Genomic DNA, 19946 nt, shown 5'->3' with positions numbered 1-19946 from the left:
TTATTTCTCCGCCTGCTTTCTCAACACTTCCAGTTGATGAGCCCAACCTTTAACATTACCTTCAAAGAAATGTCTTCTTTCCTCTTCTGATGCCTCCAGACTAGCAAAGCCACTTTCAACTACACGAAGTAAAGTTCCTCCTTCCTTCGCTGTTAAAATAAATTCAACAAGTGTAGAATTCCCTTCTCGTGGTTCCTCTCCAGGAAAAGAACTTGCCCACCTGCAAGCAAGATATGTCGGCACTTCTGTATGCTCAATTAAAACCGGAAAAGAACCATATTTTGATGTTTCCGCTACAATACGTGACCCATCGACTTGTACTTTATCAGGACCTGGTGCATCTCCAACCCACCATGCAGGTTGATTAACCAACTCCCATACCGTTTCAATTGATGCCTCAATGAAAATTTCCCTTTCGATTCGATCATTATTCATTTATTTTCCCTCCTTGTCTTTACGTGCAACCTAATAGTAGCACATGATTCCTTAACGTGCAACTTCAAGGTTGCTTTAAATTCCAAAAAAAATTACTCTCGGTTAAATTTAATTTAGAAAGCGACTAAATCTACTACCATTATTACCTTTTCATCAACTTAGTTATTCCATTAAAGATCAAAGAAACCTATAAAAATAATATTTTTATATCAACAGGACTACAGTCAGGTATAAACCATATTGATGTAATTCCTTAATACACCTACTAGTAACCCCAAAAAGATGCTCTCCATTTCTACTTTAGAAAACAAGGTTTTTTAACAAACAAAAAAACTGCCGAAGCAGCTGTCTGAAATTGAAACCAATTCATATTTTAGTTTTGAATGCTCCGTATGATGGAACAATTCTCTTATCTCTACAGAAAATTTAGCTCCAGCGCTCTAATTTTTTTAAGAATTTTTTTGTGTACATTTTATTTAGAAAAAACTTTTCAATTTTGTTCATATCTGAATCTTGAAACCTTTTTAAACTATGTGCATAAAATTCATCGAATGAAACATCTTTCTCCACCCATTCACCATTTTGATAACAATGGTGACAGAATTTTTCTGACGGTGTCCCATCTTTTTCAGTTCCAAAGTCATTTGCTCCTTTCAGTGGCATACCACAGCTTTGACACAGGTTTGTTTTTGCCATTTTTAATTCCTCCAATTTTTAAAAGTTTGATTTTTCCATTTAACTTAAGAGTATAAACAAGACTGAAAGTTTTCCAGTTCATTTTACTCTTACAATTACATTCTTTAAAAGCGACACCAAATGGTGTCTTATTTTATATATTTAAGGTACGATACTTTATTTGTCATGTCAAGTTTTGCCTTGTTAAAATATTTTTAGCCATGTACACCATTCACTTGAGAAAAGACAATTAATACTGTTTGCGATTCAACTACATGCAACATAAAAAGAGACCGCCGAAGCAGTCGATTGTTACTCTTTATTTGAGTTTACTAATGGTTTCCCATCCTTATCTAACAATGGCGTAATACCTCCAGCATAGCCATCCCAACTAAATAAGTATTGTATTCCTGTTTCTCTATCCTCTAATATTTTATTCCCTGTCAGCTTACCTTCTTTATAAATTACTTTAAATCTTTTTTCTGATTCCTTTTCGAACATTTTATATACCCCCTACATTTTTGAATTACTCATGTCTGTTTTTATCTTCTATTGATTCCTTCTGATTCCTTCTAAAACTTAAACAGTCCAAACAAAAAAAGTCGCATTAGCGACTTTTGAGTGTGCTGAACGAACTTGTGGCGCCCGTATAAAGCTATTACATTATTTTTTTATGTAGTGAAGCATAGCAAGTTGACCTAATTTTTCTACTTTCGTTAATGAGTAATTTTGAGTAATATCATCCCCTGTATAAAGAGAGATTCCTTTTCCTAAAACAATAGGTGCAATGGCAAGTTGGAATTCATCAATTAAATTCTCTTTAAAAAACTCACGCGCTAAATGACCGCCACCAATTAACCATATATCTTTACCAGGTTTTTGTTTTAAATTGTTAACGAAAGTTTTGACGTCTTCATTAATAAATTGAGCATATTCATCTGATCCACTTAAAGAATTAGAAAAAACATAATTTTTATAAGTACTGTAAGGATAATCTATATCAAATCCACGAATGACATCATAAGTTCCTTTTCCCATAACAACAGTATCAATTCTTTCAAGCAATGAATTGTATCCAGAATCTCCTTCAACTTCTGTTGTTTCTAACCATTCTAAGGTACCATCATCATTTGCAATATATCCGTCAATTGAAGTACCAATGTATAAAATAATATTACGTTGTTTACTCATGCGAATCTCCCTTACTTTCTTAATTATCTGCACCGTTTCATGTCTTAGCTTTTACAGTAAATACTGAAAAAACTGCAAGATTGAGTACTCGTTCTGCTATTAATTATTTCGCATTAGATAATTTGTCAATCGCTTCATGTTCTGATGGAACAAAAAATATATGATTTCCTTTATTACACTCATAAATGAAATCCTTCAGAGCTTTACTAGTATAAACTGAAAAATCTCCTATAATTGCAAACTTAATATTGTAGTTAACGAACTTTTGCAGAATTGAACCTGCTAATTTTGTACTAAGATTGAAAAAATCTTCTGAAATTGCTTCCTTATTTAAGGAAATTCGATTACTACCTTTTTCAAAACTAATCGTCATCATCATATCCATAGCACTTTGTTCATCTTTTAACAATATTGAATCACCATGAGCTACTGCAATTATATGTCCGTTTGCTTCTACCGTTTTTAAATTCATCTCCATATCTCCGTTCTATTAAAATTATTTTTATTACGATTATAAAACACTGATAATTAATCGTGAAGCGACGGAAACAAATTATATGTGACATTACGTAATAACGTTCTAAGGTCATGTACCAACTGAAAAAGATGATTCCTTTCTGGCTTTCTGAACTTTTTGGGTACTTAACACAAAACTTACGAATGCAGTAATACTACATACATATGGAAGGATATTATATCCCCAGTTGGAAATGACATAACCTCCAAACATTGATCCAATGGTGATACCGATATACAAAGCAGTATTATTCCAAGCCATAACGATACCACGTTGTTGTGGATATTCCACAGCTAATCTTGCTTGGTATGACGTAAATCCTCCATAACCGACTAAAGCCCATAGAAAAAGAAGGCAATAAACCCAAGCCCCATGTGAGAAGAATATGCCTATACAAATTAGTATTAGAATTAAGAAAAATAATGAAGCAATCGAAATTTGTCTTTCTCCAATTTTATCAGTTAATTGCCCACTGGTAAGACTTCCTAAAACAGCTCCCATACCATAAAATGTAACCGCTAATGCGATTTCTGACGATGAGAATCTATTTTCGGAGTACAGTGATGCACCTAGGTAAACATAAAGTGCATACATTGAAATTGACCAAATGGTAGTAACACTTACTGAACCAAGTATTCTTAGCAGATTCCCATCAAATAGGTTCCTTGAAAAATCTTTTTTAGGATTATATTTCCATACTTTGAAGTTCACTATCGACAATATAGCTCCTATGATTGCCATTACAACAAATACCGAACGCCAACCAAGAAAATGCTCTAATATCGTGCCCAATGGTGCTCCTGCCCATAGAGCTGTTAAGTGTCCAGATACAACAATTGAGAGCCATGTACCTCTACGATTTGTTGGTGCAATATCTCCAATGATTGCATAGATCAATGGAGTAATTGCAGCCACGGACAAACCAGCTAAAATTCGGCTAACAATTAGCCATAAAAATGTAGGAGCAATAGCAGTCAATACGTTAGAAATTGAAAATAACAATAAACCAAGCGTAATGAATGTTCTTCTTCCCTTTTTATCTGAAAGCCACCCAAATAAAGGAGCCGACAATGCATATGTAACCGCAAAAGTGGTTACCATCCATCCCGTAGTTGTTGGACTTACACTATACGCTTTAGAAATATACGGTAATAATGGAGAGACTACAAACAAGTCGGTACCCATTAGAAATAAAGTTATCCATCCAACACTTAAACTTAATTTCCCCAAAATTCTAATCACTCCAATGAATTATTTTTACATGTATATTCATATAGGGCATAAAAAGCTTTAAAGTATTTATAAAAAGATTGGTAAACTCCTTTTGGTTGCAATTAAAAAAGAGTCACCTAAGCGACTCTAGCAAATTTGAAATTGAACCATCTTATGTGTTGTTCAAAAAGCGAAAGAATTAATTAGTCATGCTCTCTTAACTTCATTAGGCATAAATTAAATATTTTTCAATCGTACACAGTCACAATTACGCCGTCCATATTATTACCCGAAATCTCATAATGCATTTGATCGTTTACGTTAATTGATCTGCTCTGAGAAACGGGGTAATAGGTAATCTCGTATGATTTCCCATTTATTTTAGCAGAGATGACTTTCTCTTCTTTTAGATAATCTAGATATTCTTCTAAAGCAAAATTCTTTTCCTTCATAATCGCACTATGAGGGAAACCCACATATCGGATATGCCACGGTTCAAATTGAATTCCTGTGACATCCGTTTTATCTTTTGGATAGCGTAGAATGAACCCGTATTTCCATGCATTCTTCTCTATCCATTTCCCTTCAGATGCTACAGCCATCTTCTCTTGAGTAGATCCTACATCAAGAGATAAACCCAAGTTGTGTTCGCTATAGCCCGCTGGTAAGGCATAAGCAGAACCCATTTCTTGATAAAGTTTATTTTGTTTCTCAAAGTCTCGATAGCCACTAGTTATGGAGAAATTACGAACCCCTTCTTTTTCTGCAGCTGTAATCATCTCTGAAAATTTACTTGCTATTTCCTCTGATAAATAGATATCGTTATCGATCACCCCAAAGTCCCTTGCCAATTCATTTTGACTAGATAAATTTATGACATCCGATTTAATACTTTCTGGGTGAACGGGATATTTACTGTTAACCAAAAGCAAGTTTCCCTGGTAGATTTGTTCATCAGTGATTTCTTTTTTATAGGTGTTTTCAGAACTTCCATTCTCTATTTCATTGTATTCAGCTTGATTATATTTTTGTATGACTACTTTTGGTTCAAAAAACGATCCAATTTTTATGAAAGGTAAAGTTAAGAACAATAATAAAAACAATAAAAATCCCCACTTCTTCATTTTTACTAGCTTCCTCCTTATTCGTCTTTGCTTAAAAGAATAAGTAAAACTATTAAAAAAAAGAGTAGGGTAAATATTAAATTTTTCTTAAATCGTGAAATTGTCCTTCATTAATCTTCATTATTTTTATCACTTTCCAGTGGTAAACGAACTTCAAAAGTAGTTTGTATTACGTTACTTTTTGCAGTAATCGATCCATTATGTTGCTCTACGATATTCTTTGCTATAAACAAGCCAAGGCCTGTACCATCTTCTTGTTGAGTTCGTGCTTTGTCACCGGTATAAAACATATCAAAGAGATGCGGGAGTTCATCTGGAGGGATTGTATTCCCGTAATTCACAACCTGAACAACCACTTCATCTCCATCAATAAATCCGTTTAAATCGACATATTGTCCTTCATTTCCATACCGTATAGCATTCGTCATCAGATTCTCAAACACACGGACAATCAAATCTCCATCACCATAAATGGGTAAGTTGGTCTTACTATTCATTCGAGCAATTAAATGATTCTTTTCAAGTACAGGATACAATTCTTCCTTTAATTGATTCAGTAAGTCAGTTAAATTGATTCGCTTTTTTTCAACTGATATCATCCCATAATTCATTCTAGTGATCTCGAATAATTCATCAACTAACTTTTCTAATCGTTGAGATTTCGTAAAGGCAATCATTAAAAAATGTCTTACTTGATCTTCCGTCAAACTCTTATCCTTTAGGATCAAATCCAAATATCCTAAAACAGAGGTAAGTGGGGTCCGTAAATCATGAGCTAAGTTTACGACTAGTTGATCTTTACTGCTTTCTGAATAATCTCCTCGCAAAATCGCCTCTTCCAATTTTTCACTTGCCAAATTAATATCTTGAGCAATATCTCTAAACTCGTCATTTGAATGGATTTGTACCTTATGTTTAAAATCACCGCGAGCAAGGTTATGAATGCCGTTTGATATCTCTTTAAAATAAGTAGAGTAAGGTTTAGTAAGTAAAAAGAAGAACAGGAAAGATAGTAAGATAAATAAGATAAAAAAGATATTAAAGTCTCCGAATCTTCCTACCAAAATACGAAACTGTGCCAAGGGATCCTCATAACGAACCATCACATGATAATAGAATTGAAGTCCTTTATAGAATAGATACGTTATGATACCTGATAAAAACATACTTAAACCAAATAACAATACCATCTTTGAACGAAAACTGTGCATCATTTTAACCATTGAAGCTATACCCTACTCCCCATACCGTCTTAATCCATTTGTCTTTTCTTATATCTTCTTCAAGTTTTTTCCGAAGCGTACGTATATGAACCATAACTGTATTCCCACTTTCAAAATACGCTTCACCCCATACCTGTTGAAAAATATTTTCAACACTAAAAACTTTCTTCGGATGACTCGCTAATAAATATAAAATATCAAACTCTTTCGGGGTTAGCTCAATACTTACGCCATATTGCGTAACCGTACGTTGGTCAGGGGAAATAACTAATCCACCATATTCCAAACAGGTTTTATTCTCTGTTTTAGGCTGGTTTAGCTTCATAAAACGTCGGAGATGAGCATTCACACGCGCAACCAATTCGATTGGAGTGAATGGTTTAGTCATATAATCATCCGCTCCTATTACCAAACCCTGAACTTTATCGAAATCAGATGTTTTAGCACTTAAAAATATAATGGGCATATTATGCTTTTCACGAATACGGCGTGTTACTTCATAACCATCCAATTTCGGCATCATAATATCCAAAATCAGCAAATCGATTGATTGAGTCTCGACTACACGAACAGCCTCTTGTCCATCCAATACTTTCACAACATGATACCCTTCTTTTTCTAAATGGATGGCAATCAGATTTGCAATTTCCTCCTCATCATCAGCAATTAATATCGAAATATCTCTCATCTTTCCACTCCTAAGTAAAGTTAGCTATATATCAATTCTTATCCATTTTCTATCATTTCATTTTTCTATTTCAAAATTATGAACTCACTTTAACGCATCGAGTATTTACTAATAGACATTTATTTTTTCTTTATTTTACCATTTCTTATGTACATGAACTGCCTTTACTTCAATCATATCACAATAGTTTATCTCATATAAAAAAGAGGATATATGCAATTTAATTACGCATATCTCCTCTTATCATTCTGTCTTTTTTTATTTTACCTTGCTAAGATAGCGGTAAATCGTTGCTTCAGATACTTTTAGTTTTTGAGCTAACTCACTTACTCCACCTTTTAAAAGGAATAGACCCGCTTCATTTAATTTTCGAACAACATCAAGTTTTTCATCAATTGATAATCTATCCGGAGACAAGTGATAGTCACCCAATACTTTCGTAATCATATTTTCTAGAACATCCTCAACAGTTTCATGAAGATTCTCAAAAACATCTGAGTTGTGTACCTTCAAAGGCTTTTGACCTTCATTTTGAAAACTAGTCATTATGAAATCATCTAAGTAAGATTTCACGTTCTCTAGCACAGTTACATCAACATTTACACAAAGTACGCCTATGATTTCCCCAGTTTCATTTTTAATAAAATAACTAGAAGATCGACAAGTACGGTTGCCTTTTACACTTGCTTTATAATTAGTGATAAAATCAACTTCTTTATAAGCACCCTCTTGCATTACTTTTAATACTAAGTCAGTAATTGGACCGCCTACTCTACGTCCGCTAATTTCCCCATTTTCGATTGCAACAATAGAGTTTTCTGGGTTTGTTAAATCATGAAGTACGACTTCACAATGCTTACCCATCACATTGGCAATAAATGTAACCATTGGGATATACATTTTTAATAATTCATTGTGACACTCATTTACTTGTCGCGAATGCTTAACTTCTACCTCATTCATTAACACATACCTTTAACTTTCTAACTGCTTGATCTAACCGTACCATAGCTTCTTCAATAGTTTTACGAGAACAAGCATAATTTAATCTCATGAATCCTTTACCATTGGATCCAAAAACACGCCCTTCATTGCATCCCAATTTTGCGTCTTTTACTAAAAATTTATTTAGTTCATCACATGTTAGGCCAAGATCTCTAAAGTCTAACCAACCTAAATAAGTTGCTTCTGTTACTTTCATTTTAACTTCTGGAATATGCTTCTTTAAATAATTGTGGATATATTCAGCATTACCTTTTAAATGAATTAGTAACTCATCTAACCACTCATCGCCTTCATTATAAGCGGCAATGACAGCTTCAATTCCAAATATATTTAAATTTTCTAAGCTCGCGCGAAGAATCGAATGGGTAAATTCTGTAAATAAGTCCGGATTCGGAATGACAGCTAATGAAGAAAATAATCCTGCAATATTAAATGTTTTGCTTGGTGACATGAACGTAATACTCATATTCGCAGCGTCCTCACTTATAGAGTAAAAAGGAATATGCGTACCTTTTTCATACACTAAATCTGCGTGAATTTCATCAGCAATAATAATTATTTTATGCTTTTTACATACTTCAACTAATGCGTTCAATTCTTCTCTTGACCACACTCTACCAACTGGATTTGCTGGACTACATAAAATAAGTAATTTTGTTTTACTCGTAATCTTCTTTTCTAAATCATCTAAATCCATATAGTAGTAACCATCTTGCTCGATCAAAGGATTTTCGACTAAATTTCGGCCATTATTTTTCACGACACTAAAGAAAGGATAATAAACAGGTGGCTGAATGATGACTTCATCTCCAACCTTTGTGAATGCATCTATTGCTAAATTTAAAGCCGGAACAACACCAGGGACAGTCGTTAACCATTCACGATTAATCTTTGTACCAAAGCGCTTTGCACCCCAATTGATAGCCGCTTCAAAAAATTCCTCTGGAATATGCCCATACCCATATATAGGATGCTGTGCTCTTTTAGTAAGTGCCTCTACTATTGCTGGCGCACATGCTAAATCCATATCTGCAATCCATAGTGGAAGAACTTCTGTGCATCCAAATACCTGATCAATTGAATCCCACTTCGTACTGTTAGTATTCTTTCGGCTAATTTCTTCATTAAAGTTAAATTTCACGTTCATTCCCCCATTCACATTTTTCTCTCTGATTCTATTTTATCTGAAAATACAACTAATGATAAGAATTTTTTATCACAATGATAATTTTTTATCTAACGCGTCAGTAAAAAATGAATTGTTGGTTATTTTAGATTCTTGGATGATGTTTTCCAACAATTAAGATTAACTTACTTGATTCACAGTTGTAGTTTCACCTATCCAATTTCAACCACTAGATTTAGTATACCCACGCCCATTAACTTTTTAATTAAACGTTTGTTTGATTTAAAAATCCTTGAAAAATCTTCTTTCATAACAAGGCGAAGTCCAAAATAAAAACAGGAAAGACATTTTGTTCGTCCTTCCTGTTCTTCCTACTCATTTATGATGACAGTTTGAAATTCAAATAATTGATAAACATGATGTGTTATGGAGTATTCAAAAACCTTCCCATCTGCTAGAAAAACGATTTGCTCTACTTCCATTACTGGGTCATGCTTATGAATATGTAAGTGCTGGATGTCCAGCGCATTCCCTTTAACCGCTCTTATGATTTTTTGAGCGCTTTTTATTTTTAAACCTAATTCTTCTTGGATGAATTGGTAAATAGATTTATTTACATGTTTCTCCGATAAACCTTGAATAACTGATATTGGCATATATATTTCTTCAAGGGCAAATGGTTTTCCGTCAATATAACGAACTCTCTTAATTTCGTATATAAAGCTGTTCGTTTCACAATTCAATAATGAAGCTAATTTATCTGATGCCGGAATTACCTGAAATAGTAAAACTTTAGAATTTACTCGTTTAGCTCCTACTTTTTGAGTTAAGCCAAAATGCTTTTTATCATTTCGATTTAATTGATGCACATTAAATAAAGGTGCTTCTTTTACAATCGTACCGTATCCACGTCTTTTTGCAATCAACCCTTCACTTACTAAAATGTCCATTGCCTTTTTAACTGTCATTTTACTACAATCATACTGCTCGGCTAATGTAAACTCGTCTGGAAGCATTTCACCTACTCCATACACTTGATTAGAAATTTTTTGCCGAATATCCTTAGCAATTTCGTTATATTTGCTCACTTACAATGTTCACTCCTGTTTGTTGCATATAATGGTACAGTGCACCAATTAAATTTGAGTCATTTTCGAATGCACACTGTTCAACTGATATATCTAAGGTTGCATGCTTCCCTCTCATTGTTGCCAGTACTGCATTGAGTTGTTCAATTAATTCCTTACGGGCACTAATTGCTCCACCAATCAATATTTTCTCTGGATCAATTACATATGCTACATTAAAAATACCTACAGCTAAGTATTTAATAAATTTTTCAACCTCTATTATAACTTCTTCATCACCACGATCAAAAAGTTCAAATACCTTTTTACCGTTAAGTGTTTTCCAGTCCATCCCTTTACGTTTTGCAACTGCATGAACTAAACTCGTCGTTGAAGCTACATCGCTCCAGTTTCTGCCTAATGTTTCGGACATATAGTCCTTAACAAGCATACAACCAAACTCACCTGCATGGAGATTTTTCCCTCTACGCACTTTTTTATTAAGGACAACAACTCCACCAATACCCGTTCCAATTACAATACAAATAAAGTCATTTACGTCTTTCGCTGAACCAATCCATGCTTCAGCTAATCCTGCACAATTTGCATCATTTTCTAGTTCAACACGTAATCCTGTGCTTTCAAACAATAAATCTTTAATATTTGGACCATGAATATATGGAATGGCACTTGCCCCAGCGATGATCCCAGTTTCTACATCTACTGCACCTGGCATACTTAATGCGATCCCTTCAATCTTTACTTTACGATCATATTCTTTTACTATTTTCGTCACTTCATCGATAAAATTTTCAATTCCTTCTCTTGGTGTCGGGACAGAACTTTTTTCAACAAAGCTGCCATCCTCTTTCATTAATGCATATTTTATTGCTGAACCGCCCAAATCAATGACTGCATAATGTTTCATTGTTTTGCTCTCCCTTTAAATAAGCTTATTAATCTTCAATAACCAGTTCATTACTTTCAGCAACTTGTTTAAACCAAAGTCCACTTTTCTTTATCGTACGTTCAAAATGATTATTTAAATCTACTCGATAAAATCCATATCGGTTTTTATATGCATTTAACCATGACCAATTATCCATAAAAGTCCATAGGTGATAACCAAAGCAATTTGAACCTTCGCTGATCCCTTTATGTAACCACTTTAAATGTTCACTAATAAACTCAATACGATAATCATCTTGGACAATTCCATTTTCATCTAAGAAACGCTCTTCATCTTGAACGCCCATTCCATTCTCAGATACATACCAAGGGATATTGCCATAATTGTCTCTTAAGTTGATTGCGATATCATAAAGAGCTTTTTCATAGATTTCCCAACCACGGTATATATTCATTTTCTTTCCTGGCATATCATAATTATCAAAAAATGACTCTGGCATAATTGGCTTCGATGGATCAACAGCAGCTTCTTTTGCTTTAATTCTACGTGGACTATAATAATTAACCCCCAGAAAATCGACTGTATTTTCTTTCATTAGTGTGTAATCTTCCGGATTGGTAACAGGTAGTAAGTTATTTTCTTTTATTAATGAAATTAATTCTTCTGGATAAGTTCCTTTTATTGAGGGATCTAGGAAGCTTCTGTTAAAGAGTAAATCTGCAATATTCGCTGCTTTCACATCATCTTGGTTTTGAGCATCTCTTGGGTAAGATGGTGTCAAATTAATTACAATTCCGATTTGCCCATTTTCTACTTTTACTTTACGAAACTCTCTAATTGCCATAGCACTTGAAATCATTGTATTGTAAGCAACTTGGACAGCACGCTTCATATCTACTACACAAGGATAGTGGAACTGATACAAGTAACCACCCTCAACAGGAACGATTGGTTCATTATGAGTTGCCCATTTTTTCACTCTATCTCCAAACAACTCAAAACAAATACGAGCAAAACGACTATACGCTTCAACAACTTCGCGACTTTCCCACCCACCGATTTCCTGCATAGCAAAAGGCATGTCAAAATGGTATAAGCCAATAATTGGTTCGATATTCTGATTAATTAACTCATCTATTAAAGATTGATAGAAAGCGACTGCCTCTTCATTCACTGCACCGTTACCATCAGGAATTAAACGTGACCATGAAATCGAAGTACGATAAGAATTAAAGCCAATTTCCTTCATTCTTTGAATATCTTCTTTATATGTAACATAAAAGTTAGACGCTTTTGTTGGACCAACTTGATTATAAAAACGATTTGGTTCTATTTCATACCAATGGTCCCAAATATTTTTACCTTTTCCACCCTCAAATGCAGCGCCCTCAATTTGAGTTGCAGAGGTAGCCGCTCCCCATAAAAATCCCTTTTCAAATGAATATTTCATCTTGATCACTCCTAATTTAGTAATCTTTCTTTCTACTATTATATATGAGTGATGTATTAAAAGTATATACTTTTAAAATCTAAAGTATACTTATTTACTATTCTACCATTTTCATCTCTTTAATATTCAATGACCATAAATCAGTATTTAGAATCGTTTCCGACTCCGTTATGTTTAGCCTTTTAGTAAATAAAGGACCATCTACTACAAATGTGTGGTACTCTCCACCCTCACCCATAACACATATTTCTTTTGGAATGAGTAGCTCTTTCAGCTCTTCAGTTACTGTTTGTCCAACAATATTAGCATCGAAATGCGAATCTCTTGCTCTACAGATGATAGCTTTATAGTTACTATTTATCCATTCATCTAACAAGATTATTGATTCATTTTTATGGATCCAAACTGGAAATAGTGGCTTTAACCCGCTTTTTATTGTGATTTCTTCATTCCATTTTTTATCTTCATCTACATATAAAGTACCAAATGCTACAGCCGTAATCTCTAATTCTTCCTTCATTTCCCTTAATCCATTTATAATCGATTGTTCATAATCACCAGCTGAATCTATCATAATAAGTGGTATCCCCAGTGCATCTGCCTGCATTTGTAAAAAAGGAAGTGGTGTACCGTGAGCATGATTTCGACCATCTTTTTTAGAAACCATTGAAAATAAACAAGCGACTTCTTGATTGCTTTCTATTAATCTATGTAATGCCAAACAGCAATCCTTTCCTCCACTCCATGAGATTGCAATTCTTTCAGCCATTTCACCATACCCCTTTTCACTTTTATTTAATCTTGTATAATTAATCTAGTATAATTAACTTAGAAACGTTTGAGGTGACATCATGGATGCTTTAATTTATTTTATCATTGCAAGCTTCATTGCTACGACAGGGATTAGCTTTGTTGTACGTAACGCTTTAAAGAATATAGCAGTAAAACCAGATGAGAGTGCTAGTATTCAATCAAAAATGTTTATTGGCGTAGCCGTTGTTGAAGCACTACCAATCCTGTTCATCATCCTAGGCTATAACGGAATAGAATCTTCTACAATGAACAGTACAATACCTGCTATCTTAATTCTAATTGTAGCGGCTATTAATGCTTTTCTAATTAGAAGACAAAGTAAAGAATTACTAATTAATCATTCTACAAAAGAAGAAGCAAAGCCTCTTATTTCAGCTCTTGAAAAGATTAGCTATGCTTTAGTAACCGCCATTCCAATCGTAGGAATTGTTGCTTGTTTAATAAAATAAAACCTCCGATTCGGAGGTTTTATTTTATTAAACTTTTTACATACATCATGCCTTTTAATCCATAATCAAACCATTGCTTTTGATCATATGGAATCTCAACCCATTCTTTCATCGGTTTACCACCCATCGGATCAAAGTTTTGTGTTCCTACTACTTTTAATGCTTCTTCAACATCCTCTTTTTTTAACTTTACGACAAGATTTGGTTCATTATAAAACGCAAAAATTTTCCCTTGCACTTTTAAACCTTTATGTCCAAAGATACTTCCTTTTGTTGCATCATAATCGTTGATGAATTCAGAACGAAGACTTTCAAAATGCTCAATTGTACCTGACACGATTCATACCTCCCTAATCATTTCAAACTATTAGTTTAAACAACCATACCATTTCCTTAATATACCCTGTATAAACGCCATAACGAGAACTTATTAATCTTTATAACTTTTCAATATTAGCCAGAAAATATAGGTGAACTATAATAAGAGTATCACCAAATTATGACATATGTAAGGAGGTATCTTGTATGTCCATTAATTTTCATGAAGAGCAAAATAAACTTAGTTATACCACCAGATTAGCAGATCAATCTTGGATTGATTTTATAAAGAATCATATTGATGTGAACGGTAAAATGGTTGTTGATATCGGCTGTGGTGGTGGTATTTATTCTAAAGCTTTGGCTATGTTAGGTGCTAAAGTAACGGCTGTAGATTTTTCAGAGGAAATGTTAAAGGGAGCCACTGAAAATTGTAAAGGACTCGAGAACATTGCATTTTTACAAGGAAATGCCTACCATACAAATCTTGCTTCATCCAGCTTCGATATTATTTTACAAAGAGCTTTAATTCATCACTTGAAAGATTTAGATGCATGCTTTAAAGAAGCAAATCGATTATTAAAAAAGAATGGTTTGCTCATTATTCAAGATAGAACCCCGGAGGATTGTTTACTACCTGGAGACCCTAACCACATTAGAGGTTATTTCTTTGAAAAGTATCCCAAACTGGAAAGCATAGAATCATCACGAAGATATCCTTCGCAAAAAGTGATACAGGCTTTGGAATCGAATGGCTTTTATATCACGACAGAAGAAAAACTCTGGGAAGCTAGAAGACATTATCAAAACTTTGAACAATTAAGTGATGATTTACGCCAAAGAACTGGGCGTTCCATACTGCATGAACTAACTAATGATGAGCTTAGTATGTTAATCCAAACTATACAAAGCAAATTGAATCATCAAACAGCTATCATTGAAAAGGACCGTTGGACAATATGGATTGCGATAAAGAAATAAGAAAAAAGGTAAGTACAATACTTGGTACTTACCTTCAGACTGAATTTCATAGTTTTTGTACTTCCTCTACATACTGAAGAAAGTACATTAAATCATATTTACCTTTTCTGAATGAGTTTTTCTCTTTTATTTTCAGGCTGCTTAATCCAGTTCCGAACACCTTTTCCTGCAAATGGTTCATCATGATATCTTGGGATGATATGAAAATGACAATGAGGAATCGTTTGATTTGAAACCTTACCAACATTCCATCCTAAAGTATATCCATCCGGCGAGAATTTTTCATTTAAATAATCTTTTGCACTTTGTAACAATTCATAAGTATCGTTCCATTCTTCTAATGTTAAATCAAAAGTAGTGATACGATGTTTTTTGGGAACGATTACTCCACAACCTTCCAAAACGTCCTGCTCCAAATTATGTTGTAAAAAATAACATGTTTCATTTTCGAAAATGATGTTTTGTTCACGATCCTGTAGTGGATTACAAAACGGACAATTTACATCGTATGGCATCCTTTTCCCCCAACAATCATTCTTTATTAGCTTTACTTTGGTTTCACTATTTCTACTTTAGGTAATTTAATCGTAACTTTTGTTCCTTCATTTATTTTACTTGAAAAAGTGATGGTTCCATTCATGGCTTCTATAATACGAACTGAAACAGTTGTTCCTACTCCAGTGCCTTTTTCTTTCGTAGAATAAAATAATGTTCCGATACGTGAAAGTTGTTCCTTGGTCATACCTTTACCATTGTCTTGAATCGTTATGACTGCTTTGTAACCATCATCATATAGTTTCGTATGGACATAACCGCCAGATTCGGTCGCTTCAATTGCATTTTTAATAAGATTAATAAGTGCTTGTTTTAATTGATTTTTATCAGTATGTAAAAAAGGTTCAACTAAAATTTCACCTTTTAATTTTACATTTTGCTTCAAAGCCAATGGTTCTAATAATGTTACTACATCTGAAACACTTTCCTTTAGATTCACTACCTCAACTTTATCAAACTGTGGTTTTGCAAAGTTTAAATAATCATTGATGATTCCTTCTGCCCTACCTAACTCGCTCAATACTAACGGTAAGTACTCCCCAGATTGCTTATCTTTATTTTGCTGCATTAACTGAAGGAAACCTTTTACGACCGTAAGTGGATTTCTTACTTCATGTGCAATAGATGCAGCCATTTCACTTAAAGTGTTCAACTTCTCTGCACGCTGAATCTCTCTTTGTAAAAGCTTTTTTTCTATTAATATCTCATTTAGCTTAGCAGCTAGTGTGATCGCCACTAATTCAATTAATATAAATACTAAGATTAATCCAAATAGTCGATAATCCCTTTTAAAACTGACGTTGTTTAAAATTAAATATGTAAATAAAATGCAAAATTGAACGAGTGCTGGCCAAAATCCTATGGCCGCAGTTAATATAATTCTTTGCTTTGGTTTGAATCTCCAAAACCATCTTGATAAAGCAAGTGCCCCTAATGATGATAAAGTTACACTAACCATTCCAAAGAGAATTGCATCTCCACCTAACATGAGTCTTGCTAATAGGATTGATAAAAACGTTAACATACCCCATCCAAAACCACAGTATAGAAAAGCAATCGCTAATGGTATATAACGTAAATCCCAAAACAGGCCATATGCGGGATACGGAAACGCCATACAAAGAAAGCCTGCCACTGCTTGAAACATACCGAAAAGATAAATTTTATCCTTATAACCATGATTTTCATAAATAATACTGTAAATTAATATTGGACTTAATATGATTAAGACATGTAATAAAAGTTTCTCAACTAACATGATTTTAGTCCTCGCTGATTGAAGTTTTTACACTATATGATAACAATCTTAATATTACGACAAAATTTCTAAATATCCTTTAATATTCGATATTATCCCTAATATTTCCATATTATGTAATTCTCCATTTATTGTAAACGATAAGTTGAATATATTTGGGACTATGCTCACATAAAAGATGAGTTTATTTATTTAAACATTTATACTATAAATGCAAATAAAAAAATTAATGAAAGGATTATTTATGAATAGAAGAGTCATTATCAATCTTGTGATCGTTACCTTTTTCTTTTTATTGATAAATTTTTATTTAGGAATTCACGGTTGGATTTATATAAATACAATATTGAAGCACGAGTTACATACAGTTAGTAAACTAATATATTGGTCCATCTTTTGGTTATTTACTTTTGCCTATATTTTATCAAGAGTATTAAAAAAGCATCTCCCAAGACCTATTTTTAAGTTTTTACATCATATAGGTGCTTACTGGCTAGCTGTTATTTACTATTTAATCTTTATATTATTGATTTCTGATTTAATCGGTTGGTTATTGTTAACATTTACGCCTCTCTCTTCTGAAAAACTAATCATAAGTTTAGGGACGATTGTTTTACTCTCCATAGTTTTTCTGATTGTAAAAGGAAGAAGAAATGCATTAAATACACAATTCATTCATTATGATATTCACGTAGAAAAATCAAATTTACATTCGAAAGCACTTTCGATTGTTTTAGTATCTGATTTACATTTAAGCACACTCGTAACAAATAAAAGATTAGCGTTCTTAATCGATGAGATTAATAAACTATCTCCTGATTTAGTTTTAATCGCAGGTGATATCATCGACGAAGATATTACGCCATTTGTTGAAGAAAATATGGTGGAGACTTTTAAAAAATTAAAACCATCAATAGGCACTTACGCTGTACCTGGAAATCATGATTATTACGGTGGCCATTTAGATTTACTTGTTGATCATTTAAATGACGCAGGGATTCACATTCTTTTAGACGAAAAAGAACTAGTTGAAAATAGTTTTTATATCGTTGGCCGAAAAGACTTAGCAAGTAAAAATAGGTTAGAATTACATGATTTATTAAAAGACATTGATCATACAAAACCAATTATCTTATTAGATCACCAGCCCTATCGATTAGATATTCCAACAAACTTAGGCGTAGACCTACAAGTATCAGGTCATACGCACCGCGGACAATTTAAGCCAAATCATCTTATTACACGTAAGCTATACGAATTAGATTGGGGCTATCTGCAGAAGAATCTATCACACTTTGTCGTTTCTTCTGGATTTGGCACATGGGGACCACCAATTCGTACAGGTAATCCATCTGAAATTGTCACAATTAACGTTACTTTTCAAGAGAGTAGTAATTGAAAAGAGTCTGAATATCTCAGTTGTTGTACTTTGTATACAAACTGAAAGCACCTTTAAAGGTGCTTTTTTCGTTTTTTAAAAAATGTATCTTTTCTTTAGATATATTATGAGTATTTTCATAGCTCATTCATTGAAGTAATTCCTAATAACCAGTTGACTAAGAGCATGATTTAACAAATATATTACAATTTTCTTATAAATTACATTAATTTTAACTATAAATAATATTCTGAAAAGTGTAAAATGTTAAGGTATGAGTTTCTATTTTAGAATGGAGATTAAATGATGAAAAATACAGAGTACTACAATAATAGAAGTCGTCGAATTTATATTATCTTCATGGCTACAATTGTTACACTGCTTACAATCGGAATAATTCTGTCTCCACTAACATTTAAGGAGCAACCAGTAGAGCTTATTACTCAAATTATTTTAATGTGTATTGTCATTTATGCTTTAATACATTTTGTAAAAACGGACAATACATTTTCAAAGGTTCTATTCACAACAATCGCTTCTTTATACGTGTATATAAAATTTTGGACCTACCCTGAAACTTCAACAATGTATAGTTTTGTAGCGATCATTCCTATTTTTACAATATTTTTATATAATCGTGTTGCCTTTTATATCGGTTGGATATTAAATGTAATAATTGGTCCAACTTTTGTTCTTTTAATCACTTTTACAAGTTTAAAAAATCGATTTACTTATATTGCCTTAGATCCAGTTGGAAATATTTTAGAGTTCTTAGCTATTCAGTTCATACTATTATTTGTATTCTTGCAAACTGAAACGAAAGTTATCGAATTAAAAACATATCATAATGAAATTCAACAAGCGAAGCAACTAAATTCAATCGGGCAATTAGCCGCAACAATTGCTCATGAGATTCGTAATCCAATTACAGTTGTTAAAGGATTTGTTCAACTTTTACAAAAAAAGAAATCAATGACTTCTGATGATCAATTCTATATTGAAACAATGCTAAAAGAATTAGAATACGCCCAAATTATTATTAATGATTATTTGTCTCTTGCAAAGCCACAAACCGAAACAATTCAAAAAGTAGAAATAAACCAAGAAATACTGAATATCACAGATTTATTGGCTTCAATGGCAAATAGCCAAAATATAGGGTTTCAGCTAAATTTAAATGAAATACTTACCACAAAAATTAATCCAATTGAGTTTAAACAAGTTCTTGTTAACTTAGTTAAAAATGCAATTGAATCAATGATTGAGCCTGGGTATATTACAATTAATTTAACAAGAGAAAATGACTATGCACTAATTGAAATGATTGATACTGGAATTGGGATGTCTCCTGAAACGATTGAAAAACTAGGAACACCTTTTTATTCTTTAAAAGAAAGAGGAACCGGGATTGGTTTAACAGTTTGTTATAATATCATCGAAAAATTCAAGGGGAGTATCGAAGTGTATAGTAAGGAAGGTAAAGGAACAACTTTTAGAATCTACTTACCAATTCACATTCTCGAATAACATCAAAAGCTCACTGAAAAGTGAGCTTTCGGTTTTATAAACTC

The 19946-nt window shown here is 33.1% G+C and carries 22 protein-coding genes; 4 read left to right on the top strand and 18 right to left on the bottom strand.

The genetic code is table 11. From position 1 onward, the window contains the following. From CAB05_RS16915 to CAB05_RS16845, 15 genes are all read right to left on the bottom strand, one after another. Window positions 1–435 carry an SRPBCC domain-containing protein gene (locus CAB05_RS16915; protein WP_088001992.1) on the bottom strand — a complete coding sequence of 145 codons (435 nt, stop codon included), beginning with the start codon at window positions 433–435 and terminating at the stop codon, window positions 1–3. Window positions 436–861: 426 nt separating this feature from the next. Beyond that, entirely contained in the window at window positions 862–1131 is a 270-nt protein-coding gene (locus CAB05_RS16910) for a zinc ribbon domain-containing protein (RefSeq protein WP_088001990.1), read from the bottom strand. Window positions 1132–1422: 291 nt separating this feature from the next. Continuing rightward, window positions 1423–1611 (bottom strand): DUF6440 family protein, encoded by a 189-nt coding sequence (locus CAB05_RS16905; protein WP_088001988.1) that lies wholly within the window; start codon window positions 1609–1611, stop codon window positions 1423–1425. 162 nt (window positions 1612–1773) lie between these two features. Then, complete coding sequence (locus CAB05_RS16900) at window positions 1774–2301, bottom strand: dihydrofolate reductase family protein (protein ID WP_088001986.1); 528 nt, start codon at window positions 2299–2301, stop codon at window positions 1774–1776. A 103-nt stretch (window positions 2302–2404) separates the two neighbouring features. Further along, a complete protein-coding gene (locus tag CAB05_RS16895) occupies window positions 2405–2773 on the bottom strand; it encodes a DUF4180 domain-containing protein (protein WP_088001984.1) in 369 nt (122 codons plus the stop codon). Between the two features lie 114 nt (window positions 2774–2887). Then, complete coding sequence (locus CAB05_RS16890; protein WP_235821548.1) at window positions 2888–4048, bottom strand: MFS transporter; 1161 nt, start codon at window positions 4046–4048, stop codon at window positions 2888–2890. A 230-nt stretch (window positions 4049–4278) separates the two neighbouring features. Next, complete coding sequence (gene vanY / locus CAB05_RS16885) at window positions 4279–5154, bottom strand: VanY-A/VanY-F/VanY-M family D-Ala-D-Ala carboxypeptidase (protein WP_088001982.1); 876 nt, start codon at window positions 5152–5154, stop codon at window positions 4279–4281. A 110-nt stretch (window positions 5155–5264) separates the two neighbouring features. Next, the gene (locus tag CAB05_RS16880; RefSeq protein WP_088001980.1) at window positions 5265–6377 is read right to left on the bottom strand and encodes a HAMP domain-containing sensor histidine kinase; all 1113 of its coding nucleotides are present in this window, start codon (window positions 6375–6377) and stop codon (window positions 5265–5267) included. Next, window positions 6370–7065: a vancomycin resistance response regulator transcription factor, VanR-F/VanR-M family gene (gene vanR, locus CAB05_RS16875; protein ID WP_088001978.1), complete on the bottom strand. Its 696-nt coding sequence runs from the start codon at window positions 7063–7065 to the stop codon at window positions 6370–6372. Before vanR ends, CAB05_RS16880 begins: the two co-directional genes overlap by 8 nt. A gap of 258 nt (window positions 7066–7323) precedes the next feature. Further along, a complete protein-coding gene (locus CAB05_RS16870; protein ID WP_088001976.1) occupies window positions 7324–8028 on the bottom strand; it encodes a helix-turn-helix transcriptional regulator in 705 nt (234 codons plus the stop codon). After that, on the bottom strand, window positions 8021–9211 hold the full coding sequence (locus CAB05_RS16865; protein WP_235821547.1) for a MalY/PatB family protein: 1191 nt from the start codon (window positions 9209–9211) through the stop codon (window positions 8021–8023). Before CAB05_RS16865 ends, CAB05_RS16870 begins: the two co-directional genes overlap by 8 nt. A 356-nt stretch (window positions 9212–9567) precedes the next feature. Then, window positions 9568–10284 (bottom strand): GntR family transcriptional regulator, encoded by a 717-nt coding sequence (locus CAB05_RS16860; protein WP_088001970.1) that lies wholly within the window; start codon window positions 10282–10284, stop codon window positions 9568–9570. After that, window positions 10271–11191: an ROK family protein gene (locus CAB05_RS16855; protein WP_088001968.1), complete on the bottom strand. Its 921-nt coding sequence runs from the start codon at window positions 11189–11191 to the stop codon at window positions 10271–10273. The genes CAB05_RS16860 and CAB05_RS16855 overlap by 14 nt, the downstream gene beginning before the upstream one ends. A 28-nt stretch (window positions 11192–11219) precedes the next feature. Beyond that, window positions 11220–12623, bottom strand: coding sequence for a 6-phospho-beta-glucosidase GmuD (gmuD, locus tag CAB05_RS16850; RefSeq protein WP_088001966.1), 1404 nt, complete (start codon window positions 12621–12623; stop codon window positions 11220–11222). Between the two features lie 97 nt (window positions 12624–12720). Further along, on the bottom strand, window positions 12721–13392 hold the full coding sequence (locus CAB05_RS16845; RefSeq protein WP_088001964.1) for a Dph6-related ATP pyrophosphatase: 672 nt from the start codon (window positions 13390–13392) through the stop codon (window positions 12721–12723). 82 nt (window positions 13393–13474) lie between these two features. Here CAB05_RS16845 and CAB05_RS16840 point away from each other — a divergent pair, with 82 nt between their 5' ends. Continuing rightward, entirely contained in the window at window positions 13475–13885 is a 411-nt protein-coding gene (locus CAB05_RS16840; protein WP_088001962.1) for an ATP synthase subunit C-like protein, read from the top strand. Window positions 13886–13904: 19 nt separating this feature from the next. Here the strand turns inward: CAB05_RS16840 and CAB05_RS16835 are convergent, their stop codons facing one another. Beyond that, window positions 13905–14222, bottom strand: coding sequence for a hypothetical protein (locus tag CAB05_RS16835; RefSeq protein ID WP_088001959.1), 318 nt, complete (start codon window positions 14220–14222; stop codon window positions 13905–13907). A 188-nt stretch (window positions 14223–14410) separates the two neighbouring features. Here CAB05_RS16835 and CAB05_RS16830 point away from each other — a divergent pair, with 188 nt between their 5' ends. Then, entirely contained in the window at window positions 14411–15184 is a 774-nt protein-coding gene (locus CAB05_RS16830) for a class I SAM-dependent methyltransferase (RefSeq protein ID WP_088001957.1), read from the top strand. A 98-nt stretch (window positions 15185–15282) separates the two neighbouring features. Here CAB05_RS16830 and CAB05_RS16825 read toward each other — a convergent pair whose 3' ends face one another. Then, entirely contained in the window at window positions 15283–15699 is a 417-nt protein-coding gene (locus CAB05_RS16825) for an HIT family protein (RefSeq protein WP_088001955.1), read from the bottom strand. A gap of 32 nt (window positions 15700–15731) precedes the next feature. Then, window positions 15732–16997, bottom strand: coding sequence for an ATP-binding protein (locus tag CAB05_RS16820; RefSeq protein ID WP_088001953.1), 1266 nt, complete (start codon window positions 16995–16997; stop codon window positions 15732–15734). A gap of 211 nt (window positions 16998–17208) precedes the next feature. Between CAB05_RS16820 and CAB05_RS16815 the strand changes: the two genes are divergently transcribed. Next, window positions 17209–18396, top strand: coding sequence for a metallophosphoesterase (locus CAB05_RS16815; protein ID WP_088001950.1), 1188 nt, complete (start codon window positions 17209–17211; stop codon window positions 18394–18396). A gap of 285 nt (window positions 18397–18681) precedes the next feature. Beyond that, window positions 18682–19902 (top strand): ATP-binding protein, encoded by a 1221-nt coding sequence (locus tag CAB05_RS16810; RefSeq protein WP_158093301.1) that lies wholly within the window; start codon window positions 18682–18684, stop codon window positions 19900–19902. The last annotated feature ends 44 nt before the right edge of the window (window positions 19903–19946 follow it).

The sequence above is a fragment of the Gottfriedia solisilvae genome (assembly GCF_002128405.1).
In the GTDB taxonomy this organism is placed as follows: domain Bacteria; phylum Bacillota; class Bacilli; order Bacillales; family Bacillaceae_G; genus Gottfriedia; species Gottfriedia solisilvae.
Note: the sequence above shows the minus strand (reverse complement) of the source record. Positions and strands in the feature narration are given on the sequence as shown.